Annotated in this window: 11 protein-coding genes; 2 read left to right on the forward strand and 9 right to left on the reverse strand. The window is 68.1% G+C overall.

Going from position 1 to position 14,803, the window contains the following annotated elements; translation table 11 throughout:
- From Q0319_RS13715 to Q0319_RS13740, 6 genes are all read right to left on the reverse strand, one after another.
- Window positions 1-2,073: xanthine dehydrogenase family protein molybdopterin-binding subunit (locus Q0319_RS13715; protein WP_299453465.1), on the reverse strand; the 2,073-nt coding region annotated here is incomplete at its 3' end.
- A gap of 11 nt (window positions 2,074-2,084) precedes the next feature.
- A complete protein-coding gene (locus Q0319_RS13720; RefSeq protein WP_299453468.1) occupies window positions 2,085-3,050 on the reverse strand; it encodes an oligopeptide/dipeptide ABC transporter ATP-binding protein in 966 nt (321 codons plus the stop codon).
- A complete protein-coding gene (locus tag Q0319_RS13725; RefSeq protein ID WP_299453470.1) occupies window positions 3,047-4,054 on the reverse strand; it encodes an ABC transporter ATP-binding protein in 1,008 nt (335 codons plus the stop codon). Before Q0319_RS13725 ends, Q0319_RS13720 begins: the two co-directional genes overlap by 4 nt.
- On the reverse strand, window positions 4,051-4,905 hold the full coding sequence (locus tag Q0319_RS13730; RefSeq protein ID WP_299453472.1) for an ABC transporter permease: 855 nt from the start codon (window positions 4,903-4,905) through the stop codon (window positions 4,051-4,053). Before Q0319_RS13730 ends, Q0319_RS13725 begins: the two co-directional genes overlap by 4 nt.
- A complete protein-coding gene (locus Q0319_RS13735; protein WP_299453475.1) occupies window positions 4,905-5,930 on the reverse strand; it encodes an ABC transporter permease in 1,026 nt (341 codons plus the stop codon). The genes Q0319_RS13730 and Q0319_RS13735 overlap by 1 nt, the downstream gene beginning before the upstream one ends.
- 5 nt (window positions 5,931-5,935) lie before the next feature.
- On the reverse strand, window positions 5,936-7,540 hold the full coding sequence (locus tag Q0319_RS13740; protein WP_299453477.1) for an ABC transporter substrate-binding protein: 1,605 nt from the start codon (window positions 7,538-7,540) through the stop codon (window positions 5,936-5,938).
- Window positions 7,541-8,039: 499 nt separating this feature from the next.
- Here Q0319_RS13740 and Q0319_RS19370 point away from each other — a divergent pair, with 499 nt between their 5' ends.
- Window positions 8,040-8,276, forward strand: coding sequence for a hypothetical protein (locus Q0319_RS19370; RefSeq protein WP_363322283.1), 237 nt, complete (start codon window positions 8,040-8,042; stop codon window positions 8,274-8,276).
- 201 nt (window positions 8,277-8,477) lie between these two features.
- Here the strand turns inward: Q0319_RS19370 and Q0319_RS13750 are convergent, their stop codons facing one another.
- Together Q0319_RS13750 and Q0319_RS13755 are read right to left on the reverse strand one after the other, a co-directional pair.
- Window positions 8,478-9,977, reverse strand: coding sequence for a sensor domain-containing diguanylate cyclase (locus tag Q0319_RS13750; RefSeq protein WP_299453481.1), 1,500 nt, complete (start codon window positions 9,975-9,977; stop codon window positions 8,478-8,480).
- Between the two features lie 587 nt (window positions 9,978-10,564).
- Window positions 10,565-11,727 (reverse strand): IS3 family transposase gene (locus Q0319_RS13755; protein ID WP_299453483.1). Its coding sequence is split into 2 segments (ribosomal slippage): window positions 10,565-11,469 and window positions 11,469-11,727, totalling 1,164 coding nucleotides; the frame shifts between segments, so codons are not numbered across the junction.
- Here Q0319_RS13755 and Q0319_RS13760 point away from each other — a divergent pair.
- Window positions 11,715-14,132, forward strand: coding sequence for a DUF3987 domain-containing protein (locus Q0319_RS13760; protein WP_299453485.1), 2,418 nt, complete (start codon window positions 11,715-11,717; stop codon window positions 14,130-14,132). The genes Q0319_RS13755 and Q0319_RS13760 overlap by 13 nt on opposite strands.
- 376 nt (window positions 14,133-14,508) lie before the next feature.
- On the opposite strand, the gene Q0319_RS13765 is transcribed toward Q0319_RS13760, so the two are convergent.
- A partial coding sequence (locus Q0319_RS13765) for a PEP-CTERM sorting domain-containing protein (protein ID WP_299453488.1) occupies window positions 14,509-14,803 on the reverse strand: 295 nt, incomplete at its 5' end.

Here is a 14,803-nt window from a genome sequence, read left to right on the forward strand (position 1 = left end):
CGATCTCGGGTTGACGATGGTGCCGAGATCGTCCGCAGCCACCACAGCCTCCAGCGTGACGACGCCCGTCTCCGGGTCCACCTCCACCTCCGCAACGTGGCAGCCGCCGGGGAAGGTCCAGTTCTTTGGGTCGTAGAAAGCAGTCTCGTCCAGGCCCGGCTCGATCCGCTCGATCGGAAAATCGTGCGGCGTATAAGCCGCGCGCGCAACCTCAGCGAAGGCGATGGTGCGGTCTGTGCCGGCAACGCGGTAGAGTCCCGACTCGAAGACCACATCCTCCTCAGCCGCCTCCATCATGTGCGCTGCGATAATACGGCCCTTCGCGACGATCTTGTCCACAGCACGCAGGATGGCGGAGCCCCCGACGACAAGCGAACGCGAGGCCGCCGTCCCCCGGCCGAAGGGCACCTGGTCGGTGTCGCCCTGTACGACGCGCACGCGGTCGAAAGGTACGCCCAGGCGGTCGGCAACAATCTGGGCGAAGGTCGTCTCGTGCCCCTGGCCGTGGCTGTGCGTGCCGCTAAAAACGGTAACCGCGCCGCTTGGGTGGACCCGGACCTGTGCCGATTCCGAGCGGCCACCACGGCCGCCGAGCTGCCCCAGAACCTTGGAGGGTGTGCCGCCGGCAATTTCCACATAGGTGGAAATACCGAATCCGCGCAGCCGGCCCCGCGCGCGCGATGCCTCTCGTCGCGCCGCGAAGCCCGCTTGGTCCGCAGCCGCGAGGGCGAGCCGGAGCGTCGCCTCGTGGTCGCCGGAATCGTATTCCAGGCCGGTCGGCGTAGCATAGGGAAACTGGTCGGCGCGGATAAAGTTGCGTCGCCGCAGCTCGATCCGGTCCAGGCCAATGTGCCGCGCGGCCTTGTCCACGAGCCGCTCTAGCACATAGCTCGCCTCCGGCCGGCCTGCGCCGCGATAGGCATCGACGCTGACGGTGTTGGTGAATGTGAGGGCGACGCCGCACCAGATGGCGGGCGTCCGGTACACCCCCGCGAGCAGCGGCGCATAGTACCAGGTCGGGATTGCCGTCGCGCCGCCGGTCAGGTAGGCGCCAACATTGGCGAGGGTCCGCACCCGTAGGCCCAAAAAGATCCCCTCGGCGTCAAGCGCGAGTTCCGCCACCGTGGTGTGGTCGCGCCCCTGGACGTCCGTCAGGAACGCCTCCGTCCGATCCGCGACCCAGCGGATGGGCCGGCCGACGCGACGCGTCGCCCAGGTGAGGACCGTCTCCTCTGGGTAGAGGAAGATCTTCGTGCCAAAGCCGCCGCCGACATCGGGCGAAATCACCCGCAGATCCGTCTCGGCAAGGCCAAGGACCGAATTGCACAGCGTCGCGCGCACCGTGTGTGGGTTCTGGCTGGTGGTCCACAACGTGTGCAGGCCGGTGGCGGCGTCGCAGGAGACAAGCGCCGCGCGCGGCTCCATAGGTGCCGGGACGAGTCGGTTATTTACAAGCTCTAGCCGGACGACGTGCGCAGCACGCGCGAAGGCTGCGTCTACGGCGGCGCGGTCGCCGATTTCCCAGTCGCAGCACAGATTGTTCGGCAGGTGGTCCCAGACGCGCGGCGCGTCCGGCGCATGGGCCGCCCTGACGTCGGTGACGGCGTCGAGTATCTCGTAGTCCACCTCCACCGTCTCAGCGGCGTCCCGGGCCTGGGCGACCGTTTCCGCAATCACGACGGCGACGGGCTCCCCAACGTGCCGGACCTTGTCCACCGCCAGCGGGTAGTGCGGCGGCTCCGCGTTCGGGCGCCCCTCTCGGTCGTGGACGACCCAGCCACAGGGCAGACTGCCGACGCCCGCGGCGCGGAGTTCCGCGCCCGTGAACACGGCCAGCACGCCCGGCATCGTGCGCGCTGCAGCAGTGTCCACGCCGTGTAGTCGCGCATGGGCGTGCGGGGAGCGGACGAACACCGCATGGGCTTGGTCCGGCAGCACCATGTCGGCAACGTAGCGACCTTGCCCCCGCAGGAAGCGCTGATCCTCGCGCCGGCGTACCGAGGCGCCAATGCCGAAGGGGTTTGCGGGCGGCGCGGCCTCGTCGTTTGACGGCGTCGTGGTGCGGGCGGTCATGGTTGTGTCGTTCATTCGGCTACGTGGCAGGCTGCCTCGTGGCCCGGACCGAAGGCGCGCATGACGGGCACCTCGGTGCGGCAGCGCTCGGTGGCGGCGGGGCAGCGTGGGTGGAAGCGGCAACCCGCGGGTGGATCAAGTGGGCTCGGTGGCTCGCCAATAAGCCTCTGGCGCTCGGCGCGACGGCCGGAGGCGCCGGGCAACGCTGAAAACAGCGCTCGCGTGTAGAAGTGCCGCGGACGCTCCAGGAGTGCCGTCTTCGGCCCGATCTCCACGATGCGGCCCAGGTACATCACAGCGATGCGGTCCGAGAGATAGCCCACCACCGCGAGATCGTGGGAGATGAACAAATAAGCCAGCCCGTATTCCTGCCGTAGCGAGCGAAGCAAGTTGACGATCTGTGCCTGGACCGAGACGTCGAGGGCTGAGACCGCCTCGTCGCAAATGACAAGGCGTGGCTTCAGCGCGATGGCGCGGGCGATGCTGATGCGCTGGCGCTGCCCGCCGCTGAACTGGTGCGGATAGCGGTCCACGTCGTCGGCGCGCAGACCAACGCGTTCCAGGAGCGCCTGGACGGTACGGCGGCGCTCCGCCCGGGTGCCCACGCCGTGCACGCGTAGCGGATCCTCGAGGATCGTGCCGATGGTGCTGCGCGGGTTGAGCGAGCCGAAGGGATCTTGGAACACCATCTGCATGTGCCGCCGATGCGGCCGCAGCGCGGCACGGCCAAGACCGACGAGTTCGATGCCGCCAAAGCGGATGGAACCCGCATCCGCTGCTTCCAGCCCGATCAGGGTGCGCCCAAGGGTGGACTTGCCGCAGCCAGACTCGCCGACAAGCCCCAGCACCTCCCCGGGGGCAAGGTCGAGGTCCACCCCGTCTACGGCATGGATCGTCCCGGCGCTGGTCCGGTGCCGCTTTACCAATCCGCGGACGGAAAGGAGCGGTTCAGTGGTGGTGATGGTGGTGCCGCTCACGCCGCTTCCCTCCTGCGCGCGGCCACATGGCAGGCGGCCACGCGGCCAGGCCCCACCGACGTCAGCTCCGGTCGCCGCTGCGTGCAGGCCAGCTCCGCTATCGGGCAGCGAGGTGCGAAGGCGCAGCCGGCGGGCAGCTCGGTCGCTGGCGGCACCACGCCAGGGATCTCTACTAAGGGCTCGTCCGCGGCGCGCCAGGGGTCAGGACGGCAAAGCAAAAGGGCACGGGTGTAGGGATGCGAGGGATCGGCGAGCACCGCCTTGGTCGGTCCCTCCTCCACCTTCCGGCCGGCATAGACGACAGCAACACGCTCGGCGTGGTCGGCGACCAGGCCGAGGTCGTGGGTGATGAGGAGCACCCCCATGCCGAACCGGCGCTTCAGGTCGCCGATCAGGTCGAGCACCTGGGCCTGCACGGTCACGTCGAGCGCGGTGGTTGGTTCGTCGGCCAGTAGCAGGGCGGGGTGGCAGGCCAGCGCCATGGCGATCACCACGCGCTGACGCATGCCACCAGAGAGCTGGTGCGGGTACTCGTCCAGCCGGCGCTCTGGCGCCGGGATGCCGACCAAGCGGAAGAGGTCGAGGGCGCGCTCGCGTGCCTCCCGCCGGGAGATGCCGGACTCGTGCAGCAGGATGGCTTCAGCGACCTGCTCACCCACGGGCATCAGCGGGTTGAGGCTGGTGGAGGGTTCCTGGAACACCATCGCCAGGTCGCGACCACGCAGCGCGCGCATCTCCGCCTCCGGCAGGGGCAGGATGTCACGACCACGCAACAGGATGCGCCCGGCCGCGATCCTTCCCGGCGGCTGGACCAAGCGGATGATCGAATAAGCAAGAGCGCTCTTTCCCGAGCCGGACTCGCCGACCACGGCGACCGTCTCACCGGCTCGGACTACGAGGTCCATGCCATCTACCGCGACCAGCGGACCGGCGGCCGTGTCGAAAATCGTGCGCAGGCCCTCCACCTGGAGGACGGGCATATCGGCGTTGCTCCCGCCGCTCATCGCCCACTCCCCGTTGCGACGCGTGGGTTCAGCGCCTCGTTCAGCCCGTCGCCGACGAGATTGATCGAGAGTACGGTCAGCAGGATGGCGATGCCTGGGATGCCCGACATCCACCAGGCGGTACGGATGGCGGCACGGCCGGCACCGATCATTAGGCCCCAGCTCATCACGTTCGGATCGCCCAGGCCAAGGAACGAGAGGCCGGACTCGAAAAGGATGGCGGTCGCGACCATGACGGAGGCGGCGACCAAGATAGCCGGCAGAGCGTTTGGCAGGATCTGCCGTCCGAGCACGCTCGCATCGCGCATGCCCATGGCGATCGCTGCCTGCACGTATTCGCGGCTGCGCAGCCCCACCACCTCGGCCCGTACCAGCCGCGCCAACGGTGCCCAGGAGACGATGATGATCGCGCCCACCACGGTCTCCAGCGACGGCTCCAGGATGGCCACAACGACGATGGCAAAAAGGAAGGACGGGATGGTCTGGAACAGCTCAGTGAAGCGCATCAGCGCATCGTCCACCTTCCCACCAAGGTAGCCCGCGGCACCGCCGATCAGGATTGCGATGGCCGTCACCAGCACGGCGGTCAGCGTGCCGATGAGGAGCGACACGCGCGCGCCGTGGACGACGCCGGCGGCAATGTCCCTGCCCAACGTGTCGGTGCCGAGGAGGTGCCCATCCGTGAACGGCGGCAAATAGGGGCGGCCGACGATGTCGAAAGGGTCGCCCGGGTAGATCAGGTCGGCCGTGGCGGCCAGGCTGACGACGCCGAGCAGGACTAGGGCGCCCGCGACGGCCGCAGGCTGACGCAGGAAGCGCCGCAAGGCTGGAGGGAGGTGCAGAGTGGCCATCAGCTCAGCGCCACCCGCGGGTCTATGACGGAATACATGAGGTCGACCACCAGGTTGGCCAGCACCACGACGACCGAGCTGAGGCTCAGGATACCAAGCAGGAGGTTAAGGTCGCGCGCGTGCAACGCATCGAAAGCCAGCAGCCCGAGCCCCGGCCAGCCAAAAACAGACTCCACCACGACGGACCCGCCAAGCGCGCCCCCGATCTGCACCCCCGCCATGGTGATCAGCGGCAGCACCGCGTTGCGGAGCACGTGGCGCAGGACGATGCGCCGCGGCGGCACGCCCTTCGCCTGCGCGGTCACCACGTAATTCATCCGCAAGTTCTCCAGCACCGCGGCCCGCATCAGCCGGGTGTAGAGCGCCATGTAGAAGAGCGAGAGGGTAACGGCGGGCAGGATCAGGTGCCGGGCCACGTCGAGCACATGGGCAAGGCCCTGATGTGCCGCGCCGACCGTCACCATCCCGCTGGTCGGGACCCAGCCAAGCTTGATCGCAAAGAGCACGATGAACATCAGCCCGAGCCAGAAGATCGGCGCAGCATAGGCAAGGACTGCGGCGAGGAGGATGAGCGCGGCCTCGACCCGGTCACGGCGCAGCGCAGCGACAAGGCCAAGCAGCATGCCAAACCCGACCGACAACAGGACCGAACTCGCCATCAGCAGTAGGGTGGCGGACATCCGCCCGGCGATCAGGGAGAGATTTGATTCCTGGTACCGGAATGAGTAGCCGAGGTCGAGCGTGACGACGTTCCAGAGGTAAGCAAGGTACTGGATGAGGAGCGGCTGGTCGAGGCCGAACTGCTCACGAAGCTGCGCCATGTATTCCGGGCTCGCGGCGCCCGCTTCCCCGGCCAGGACGCTCGCGGGGTCGCCGGGCGCCAGGCGCAGCAGGAAGAAATTGCAGGTGACGATCAGCAACACGACCGGTACCGCCTGGAGCAGCCGGCGGCGGAGGAAACGCCACCGCCCCCCGCCGCGTGCAGCCGGCGCCTGCTGCGTCACTGCCGGGGGCACCTCCGTCATGCCGCTCAGCCCTCCAGCCGCGTCTCGTAGAGACCGCCGCGGACACCGAGCGCGCTGGTGATCAGATTTTTCACGCGGCGATTCTGCAGTGCGACGAGCTCCATCTCCATGATCCAGATGAGCGGGCTGTCTTCCACCAGCTTACGCTGGATCGCGTGGAAGATCCGCGCGCGCGCCGCCGGGTCCATCTCCACCGCGGCCTGGGCCCAAAGCTGGTCATTCTCTGGGTCGCTGTACCGGGCAACGTTGTTGAAGGGGATGCCCTGACGGATGTTGCTGGTGACGAACTGGCGCTGCACGCCGAGGGTCGGGTCGCCCATCCCGACATACCAGCCGGAGGTCATGTCGAAGTCGTATTCCATGTACACGCGGCGGACGTAGCTCGCCTGGTCAGTGCTGCGCAAGTTGAGGCGCACGCCAATCCGCGCATAAGCCTGGCGCATGTACTCGCCCATGCGGCGGTAGTCCTCGCCATAAGGACCGACGTCCTGGGTCAGCTCGAAGCGAATGCCGCCGCGCCCGCGCCGATATCCTGCAGCATCGAGGAGGGCGTTGGCGCGTTCGATCCGATCGGGGACGTCGAAGCGCAGCACGTCGTCAGTGAACAGGCCGGAGGGGGCGTAGACCGAGGAGATCGGGCCAACCGCAGGCTTGCCAAAGCCGTACCAGATATTGTCCACGATGAACTTGCGGTCGATGGCGTAGGCCAGTGCCTGGCGCACACGCCGATCGTCGAGCGGCGGCTTTCGGGTGTTCAACTCCATCAGCATGACAGGCGCCAGCGCCTCGTAGCCGCCACGCGCGATCTCAAGGTGCGGCAGGGCTCCGAGGCGGCGCATTTCCGCTGGGGTAATGGTCCCGAAGAAGGCGACGTCCACCTCGCCGCTCTCCAGCGCAGCGGCGCGCGTGGCCGGGTCGTTGATGAAGCGGAAGATAATGCGGTCGAGGTAGGGCCGGCCGGGGCGCCAGTAGTTCGGATTCTTCTCCAAGGTGATAGAGGCACCACGCTCCCAGGAGGCGAAGCGGAAGGGTCCAGTGCCGATCGGCCGATTGTTGTGCGGGTTGTTCCGGATGTCGGTGCCCTCGTAGAGGTGCTTCGCGACGATCGGCGCCTCGAGGCTCGACAGCCCCTTCATCATGGGCGGATAGGGATGCTCGAGCCGAAGCACTGCCGTGTGCTCGTCTGGCGTGTCCACCGCCCGCAGGGGGCCAAGGTTGCCGGGGCCGCGGGGGTGGAACTTCTTGACGACCTCGAGCAGCGAGAAGGCGACGTCAGCGCTGGTGAAGGGCCGGCCGTCGTGCCAAGTGACACCACGGCGCAAGCGGAAGGCAATGGACTTGCCGCCGTCGGACATCTCCCAGGATTCGGCCAGGGACGGCTGCGGCTGCATGCCCATGTCGTATTCGAGCAGGCCGTCGTAGATCTTCGTACCGAGTTCCGCGACCGAGGGCGCGGAATTGATCGCGTTCGTCAGCACAGTGGGCTCGGGCGTGGTGACAACGACAAGCGTATTGCCGCGGGCGTCAGCTGCCGGCTGCTGAGCGCGGGCGCCGGAGGTGGCCCCGAGTCCGATGGCTGCCATCGTTGCCAGCAGGTCACGTCGTTGCATTTTGGCTCCCCCTTGGTTCCCGTACGCCGCCGCCACGGTCCGGCGTCCTTGCCTGCCCGACTTATTTACCAGTTGGTCACAAACTCCTCAATCCGTAGCCCAGGTAGAGCACCAGCGCAACGGTGTAGTAGGCCATCACCGGCACCGGCAGGTCGCGTTCGCGCTCGCTGTCCTTACAGTTGCATACTATTTTTGAGGTGAGCCGGCGGCGCCATAACTTGGTGGCATCGCCGCCGAGCGGACCAGGGGTGGACCTGTATGAAGTGAAGCAGCGCGCAGGCGAGCACGTCGTGCTCGAGCACGACGCCGTCGTGGCGTTCGCCAGCGCGCCGCCGCCCGATGACAAGCTGGTATTCGAGGCAACAGGAAACACGGCCACAGTGGTGGGGCTGATCGCGCCGCATGTACGCAAGGTGGCGATCGCCAACCCGATCCAGGTACGGGCAATCGCCTGGGCGGAGTCAAGACCAACAAGATCGATGCTGGCGTACTCGCCAAACTGCATGCCAGTGGGTTCCTGCCAGAAGTCTGGTCGCCAGACGACGACACCCAGGCGCTTCGGCGTCTCGTCGCAAAGCGCGTGCAGGTCGCCTCGCACATGACCTGGGTCAGGAACCGAATCCATTCGGTGCTGCACGCAAATCTCATCCCGCCCTACAGCAGTAAGCTGTTTAGCAAGGATGGCCGGACTTGGCTGGCGGCCAGCCGCGCCCGGAGGATCAGCGGCGGACGGTGACGCGCCACCTGAGCGAGCTGGACCGGCCTGCGGCCGACCTGGCCACCTTCGACGCCACACTGGCCCGCCGCACCCTGACGGACCCGCGGGCGGAGCGGCTGATGACCATTGGTGGCGTCAACGCCGTGGTGGCGGCCAGCATTTTGCAGCGATCGGTGACATCGGCCCGTTCTCCTCCCCCGAGGTCCGGAAGACCAGCGGCTACAGTACGGCAGCCAGTTCCACTCGATTGCGGCCCTTCGCTTTGGCAGCGTAGACTGCCGAATCGGCGCGCCGCAGCAGATCCTCGATCGTGCAGTCCGCCGGCCAGCGTTCGGTCACGCCGAAGCTGGCGGTGAGTGGTGGGAGATTAGCAGTCCCACGAGATTGGGGCGCCAGAGACGCCACCGCCCGCCGCAGCCGCTCGGCGATCTCGGCTGCGCCAGCCAAGCCGATCTGTGGCAGGACGACAGCGAATTCCTCGCCGCCAATGCGGGCCAGGATGTCCTCGCTGCGGACCAAGCCGGTCAGGGTCTGCGCGATGGCCTGCAGCGCCGCATCGCCCGTCGCATGGCCACCGGTGTCATTGAGCTGCTTGAAGTGATCGAGATCGAGCAAGATCAGCGAGAGGCGCTGGTTCGCCTGTCTAGCGCGCTCCAGCGCCATGCCGGCATTGGCCATGAAGAAGCGCCGGTTGCCGATGCCGGTCAAAGGATCGGTCAAGGCTTCGCGCCGGAGCATTTCGGTGCGGGCCACTGCCCGCTTCAGCGTGCCCTGGGTCCTGGCCAAGCGGAACTCGGCCTCACGTCGTTCGCTGGTCAGCGCGATCAGGGTCAGCGCGTCCATGGCGAAGAGCACGGTCATAAGGCTGACCGATTGCAAGGGGTTCACGACGCTCGGTGCATGAAAGGGGCCTTCGCCGATCACGGTCCCGACCGTTGCCGTGATGCAGATCAGCGTCAGCAGCGTGTAGGCGGCGCGGAGCGAAATGCGGAGCGTGATCCAGGACAGTGGAACGGTCAGGAGGAAGACGGCATCCGGTCGCACCAGGCGGCCCAGGCCGGGTACGGCGAAAAGCAAGGCGGCCGCGGCGATGGTGCTGAGCAGAACGAGGGTATCGAGCGGAGAAGGTGCTCGATCGACCGCGTGCGGCGTGCGCTCCGCACCCAGCCAGAGCAGCAGGGCAGGTGCGAAGAAGAAGGTCCCGCCACTGTCACAGAGCCACCAGCTCCAGAAAGTCCGGTAAACCTCTTCCGTCGAAAGGGGTTGGCCGAGCGCAAGGGCGAACGTGCCGCCGGCGGCAGTGACCGTCGCATGCAGTACCACGCTGCCGAGGATGAAGCCAACCACGCCGATGAAGCGGGTGAACAGACCACTCGGCGGTCGCAGGAAGCGTGTGGCCACAGCGCCGATCCAGGGGCCGGCGGCATTGCTGACGGACATCGCCGCCGCCACATGCAGCGGCGAACCAAAGACCAGCCAGTTAACGATGCAGGAGCCGACGAACACGCCGGGCAGCAGCCCGGCGCCGCCGACCATGCAGACGACGCAGGCGATGCCGGCGGGCAGCCAGATCGGCGCCGGGAACAGGCCATAGGCGCCGAAAAAGCGCCCAACTATGGCGCCAAGCCCCGCATAAAGTGTTGCTACGACAAGGTTGGCGACAACCCAGCGCGCCCGGCTGCCCGAGGCGAGCCAGGGCAGCAGCCAGGGGTTCGGCATGCCTCGAGACCGCAGGCCTGCGAGGTTGAGGCTGGAGCTTGCCGTGGTATGCGCCGCGAGCATCGGCCTTGTCGCATGCTCTCAATCACTTAGCGCTGCCATTTGGCACAACTGGAAATGTCTTGCAATCGTCATGAAATCCGGCCCGGGAGCTGCCGCGGGCGGTGAATGGGGCGGAAAAGGGAAAGGGCGCCAGCTTGAACTTGGAATATGGCAGGCATGGGAAAGCTGCCATTTCCGCGAGATTCCGTGCCCCGCTGCCTAGCGAGCTAGTTAGAGCTATCAGCCTCCGGGTTCGCCAGGTTCGTGAACACCCTGGTTGCGGCACTGCAGACGGGCGACGCTCAAACGGAGGGCCAGGTCGGGAAGCTCAAACTGCTGAAGCGCCAGGCTTTCGGGCGCAGCAGTTTCAACCTCCTTCGACGCCGTGTGCTCCTCGCCGCATGATCCACGCTTCCTGCGGAAGAGCCCGAAAGGGGGTGAAGCCCAACCCGCTATGGCGGCGTAACCCAAGCCAACCAGCCTCCGAAGCTGGGGCGGTTCATTGGACTTGCCCCGCTTCTGTGGAGCTATGGATGCCTGGGTGATTACGGTTCTGTCCTCGTCTCCTCCTCATAGCTGATGGGCGACAGGTAGCCGAGCGCGGAGTGCCGGCGGCTCGGGTTGTACCAGCCCTCGATGTAGCTGAAGACCGCCATGCGCGCCTCGGCCTGGGAGCGGAAGCTGTGGCGATCCAGCAGCTCGCATTCCAGGGTGGCGAAGAAGCTCTCCGCCATGGCGTTGCCGTAGGCGTCTCCGACCGAGCCCATCGACGGCCACACACCGGCCTCCTCGCAGCGCTTGCCGAACGCCACCGAGGCGTACTGGCTGCCCTGGTCGGAGTGGTGGATGACGTCGTCCGGCCTGCGCCGGCCGATGGCCATGTCGAGGGCGGCGAGCACGAGTTCAGCCCTGAGATGGTTGGCCATCGCCCAGCCGACGACGCGGCGGCTGAACGCGTCCAGCACCACGGCGAGGTCGAGGAACCCTGTCCAGGTCGGGATGTGGGTGATGTCGGCGACCCAGAGCTGGTCGGGCGCGGTGGCGGTGAAGTCGCGCTTCACCAGATCCGGCGCCGGCCGGGCCTCCGGTTCGCGCCGCGTGGTGGTGCATGTCCCCTTGCGCCGACTGACGCCGGCGATGCCGGTCTCACGCATTAGGCGTGCGATCCGCTTGCGCCCGTGCCTTTCTCCTCCTGCCCGTAGCTCGGCATGGACGCGCGGCGCCCCGTAGGTGCCGCGCGAGATGGCGTGGATGGTCCGGACGCGCTTCAACAGCGCGGCGTCCGACATGGCCCGGGCCGAGGCAGGGCGGCGGCGCCAGGCGTGGTAGCCCGCCCCGGAAACACCGAGCACGCGCGCCATGGTGGCGATGGGGAATTCGGCCTGGTTCGCGCCCATGAACTCGAAGATCCGGGCGGGATCGCGCCGGTCTCCCTGGCGAACCAGGCTGCCGCCTTTGCCAGGATGGCGCGCTCCTGGCGCAGCTGGCGGTTCTCGCGGCGCAGCCGCGCCAGCTCCTCCCGCTCGCCCGTGGTCAGCCCGTCCGTGCGCTGACCCCCGTCACGCTCCGCCTGACGGACCCAGTTGCGGATCGCCTGCGCGGAAGGCTCGAACTCGCGGGCGAGGTCCTCCGGGTCCCGCCCGGCCCGGACCAGCTCGACCATCTGCCGCCGGAACTCCAGCGGGTAGGCGGGCTGTGTTCCGCCCATCGTGGACACCTCCGACGAAAGCCGCGGGGGCTCCACGAAACCAAGTCAAGTCCAAGTTCCACATCCCTCACGATCTCGGCACCGTCGCCGCTCTGCGCGCTCGGCTGTGGAAGGCCGGCTATCGCCCGGTGGCGCTGTACAGCGGCGACAAACACCCCTGGGGCGGCTCCTGGCCGAACCGGGCACGGCGCGATCCGCCCGAGGCGGCCGAGGCGCCGCCGCGTCCCGAGGCGCTGAATACCGGAATCCTCTGCGACGGGCTGCGCGCGCTGGACATTGATCTTGATGATGCTGAGTTGGCCGCGCGCATCGAGGCCGAGGCCACAGCCCGCTTCGGCCCGGCTCCGGTGCGCTGGCGCGAGAACAGCGGCCGGCGCCTGCTGGTCTATCGTGCGGCCGAGGGCGAGCCGCCCAAGCGCGTGCTGACCGGCACGGCGGGGAAGCTGGAAGTGTTGGGCCGAGGCCAGCAATTCCACGCCAGCGGCCGACACCCCTCCGGCGCCCTGCTGCGCTGGCGCCCGGTGCCGCTGGAAGCGACGCCGCTGCGCGCGCTGCCGGCGGTGACGGAGGACCAGATCACCACCTTCTTCGCCACGGTGGCGCCCTGGATCGGGGCAGAGGCGCCGAAGGTCCAACGGGCGGGCCAGCGGCAGGGCCAGCCTCGCCCCGGAGCCCATGCCGCTCCGGCCGAGGTGGCCGAGGTGCTGGCCCGCATCCCGAACACCGGGCTGGCCGACTGGGAGCGGTTCAACCGCATCGGCATGGCGATCTTCGCCGCATTGGGCGGCGCCGATGAAGGGCTGGCGCTGTTCCGCGACTGGGCCAAGCAAAACCCATCCTATGACGCCGCCGAGGTGGAAGGCCGGTGGGCCAACTATCACCGCAGCCCGCCGGCTCTCGTTGGCCTGCATACGCTGCGTGCCATCGCGGCCGAGGCCGCGCCGTGGCCGGCACCTGCCATGGAGGTGCCGCACCGCTCTGCGGCCAGGGCGCCCGACCTGCCGCTGGACGTGTTCGGAGACTTCTGGGCCGGCCGGATCGGCCGCGCCGCCGAGGGCGCCAATGCGCCACCGGATTACGTCGCCATGCCGCTCCTGGCCGTGGCCTCGGCGCTGTTGGGCAACGCCCGGTGGGCGAGCGCCTGGCGCGGCTGGGCCGAGCCGCCGGCCCTGTGGTGCGGCAGCGTTGGCAATCCATCCTCCGGCAAGTCCTCCGGCGCCTCCACCGTCACGCGCGACGTGCTGCGGCTGGTGGAGGCGCACATGGGCCGAGACTATCCGGCCGAGGTGCAACGCTGGCAGGAGGTGGAGGCAGTGGCGCGCGCCGCGCTGAAGCAATGGGAAAAGGACGTGGCGCGCGCGATCAAGGCCGGCGATCCGGTGCCGGCGAAGCCGGAGGCGGCGACGATCCCGCCGAAGCCGGTCCGGCCGCGCGCCAGCGTGATCGACGCAACAGTGGTGTCCATCGGGCCATTGCTGGCCGGGCTGCCGAAAGGCGTGCTGAACCTGCGCGACGAGATGGCCGGCTGGCTGCTGAATCTGTCGCGCTACTCCAATGGCGGGACGGATCGGCCCTTCTGGCTGGAAGCCTACAACGGCGGCCCCTACCAGATTGACCGGCAGAAATACCCGGTGCCGATCTTCATCCCGCACCTGACCTTGCCGGCCTTCGGCACGATCCAGCCGGAGCGGCTGGCGGATATTCTCGACGGCGCCGATGATGGGCTGGCCTCGCGGTTCCTCTGGGCCTGGCCGGAGGCGACGCGCCGTTTCGACCGGCCACGCGATGCCGGCGACCCCTATCAGGCGGCCACCGCTCTGCAACGGCTGGCGGACCTGACGATGGCGAAGAACGACGCGGGCGACCCGGTGCCCTCCTATGTCCGCCTCGCGGATGACGCCCAGCCGGTGCTGGTGGAATTCGCGCGCGAGATGCAGGACCGCGAGGCGGCGGCGCACGGGCTGCTGAAATCCTCCATCGGCAAGGCACGCGGCCAAGCCCTCCGGCTCGCGCTGGTGCTGGAATACTTGTGGTGGTCCGAGGGCGACGGGGCGGAGCCGGAGTGCATAACGCGGCGGGCGATGGAGGCCGCCGCCGGGCTGATGGACGCCTACTTCCTGCCCATGGCGCTGCGGGTGCTGGGCGATGCTGCCATCCCCGAGGACGAGCGCAACGCCCGGACCCTGGCCGCCTGGATCATGGAGACGAAGCCGGAGGTAGTGAACGTCTCGGCCATCCGCGACGGCGCCAGGTTGCCAGGGCTTCGGGACAGCGATGCGGTGAAAGCCGCGTGCCGGTTTTTCATGGAGGCGCGTTGGCTGGCCAAGGCGCCGCGCACCGGGCAGGGCGGCCGGCCGCGTGGCGACTTCCGGGTGAACCCCCGCCTGTTCGGGACGGCGCCATGAGCCGGTTCCTGGCCGCGTTCCGGGCCGGCGCAGGGGTGGGGGCAAAAAAGCGATTTTTGTCCCCCTATGGTCCCGACAACCACGAAAACCCCAAAACCCCCCCGCCGGGGGCAGCCTGCCAAGGACACGGAAGGTTTTCGGGGTTTTCGGGATATTCGGGACCATACGCCGCCGAAAAATGCATTTTCGACCGAGGCGCCTGATCGCGCCGCCTTCCTGGCCCGCGCCGCCGAGGATGCCGCCGAAGCCCTGGCGGCCCCCGATCCTGACCTGGACCATGAGCGGGCTGAGGTGGCCGCCGCGCAGGCGGCCGAGGCGGAGCATCGGCGGAGTGTGGTTGCCATGCTCGCCGCCTCGACGCAGCGCGCGTCTTTACTCAGACGCACTTGCGACGAACCAGCCCAAGAGCTGCAAGGCCGACGCCAAACAGCGCCAGCGTTCCAGGCTCCGGCACCGGGACCGCTGGCGTTAGGAGGAAAGCATGGCTCTGACCATTGAGGATGCCGTAGCCGGTAATCTGGCCTGCATCGTTGATGCCTTGAGCCGAGATCAGGATCCAGCCCGATCCCGAGGGGATCAGGTCGTTCAGGTCCAGCATGCTGCTGCCATCCCACAGGAAGGCATGCTGGGCGATATTGCCGGGGGTGTAGCTCTGCCCGGTCACCTGCCCG

This window comes from uncultured Pigmentiphaga sp., assembly GCF_937950555.1.
Taxonomy (GTDB): domain Bacteria; phylum Pseudomonadota; class Gammaproteobacteria; order Burkholderiales; family Burkholderiaceae_B; genus Pigmentiphaga.

What these genes read in the sequence shown, in the direction of transcription:
- Q0319_RS13725 (WP_299453470.1), bottom strand. Translation starts at nt 4,054, where the DNA reads ATGAGCGGCGGGAGCAACGCCGATATGCCCGTCCTCCAGGTGGAGGGC.
- Q0319_RS13730 (WP_299453472.1), bottom strand. Translation starts at nt 4,905, where the DNA reads ATGGCCACTCTGCACCTCCCTCCAGCCTTGCGGCGCTTCCTGCGTCAG.
- Q0319_RS13735 (WP_299453475.1), bottom strand. Translation starts at nt 5,930, where the DNA reads ATGACGGAGGTGCCCCCGGCAGTGACGCAGCAGGCGCCGGCTGCACGC.
- Q0319_RS13740 (WP_299453477.1), bottom strand. Translation starts at nt 7,540, where the DNA reads ATGCAACGACGTGACCTGCTGGCAACGATGGCAGCCATCGGACTCGGG.
- Q0319_RS13750 (WP_299453481.1), bottom strand. Translation starts at nt 9,977, where the DNA reads ATGCCGAACCCCTGGCTGCTGCCCTGGCTCGCCTCGGGCAGCCGGGCG.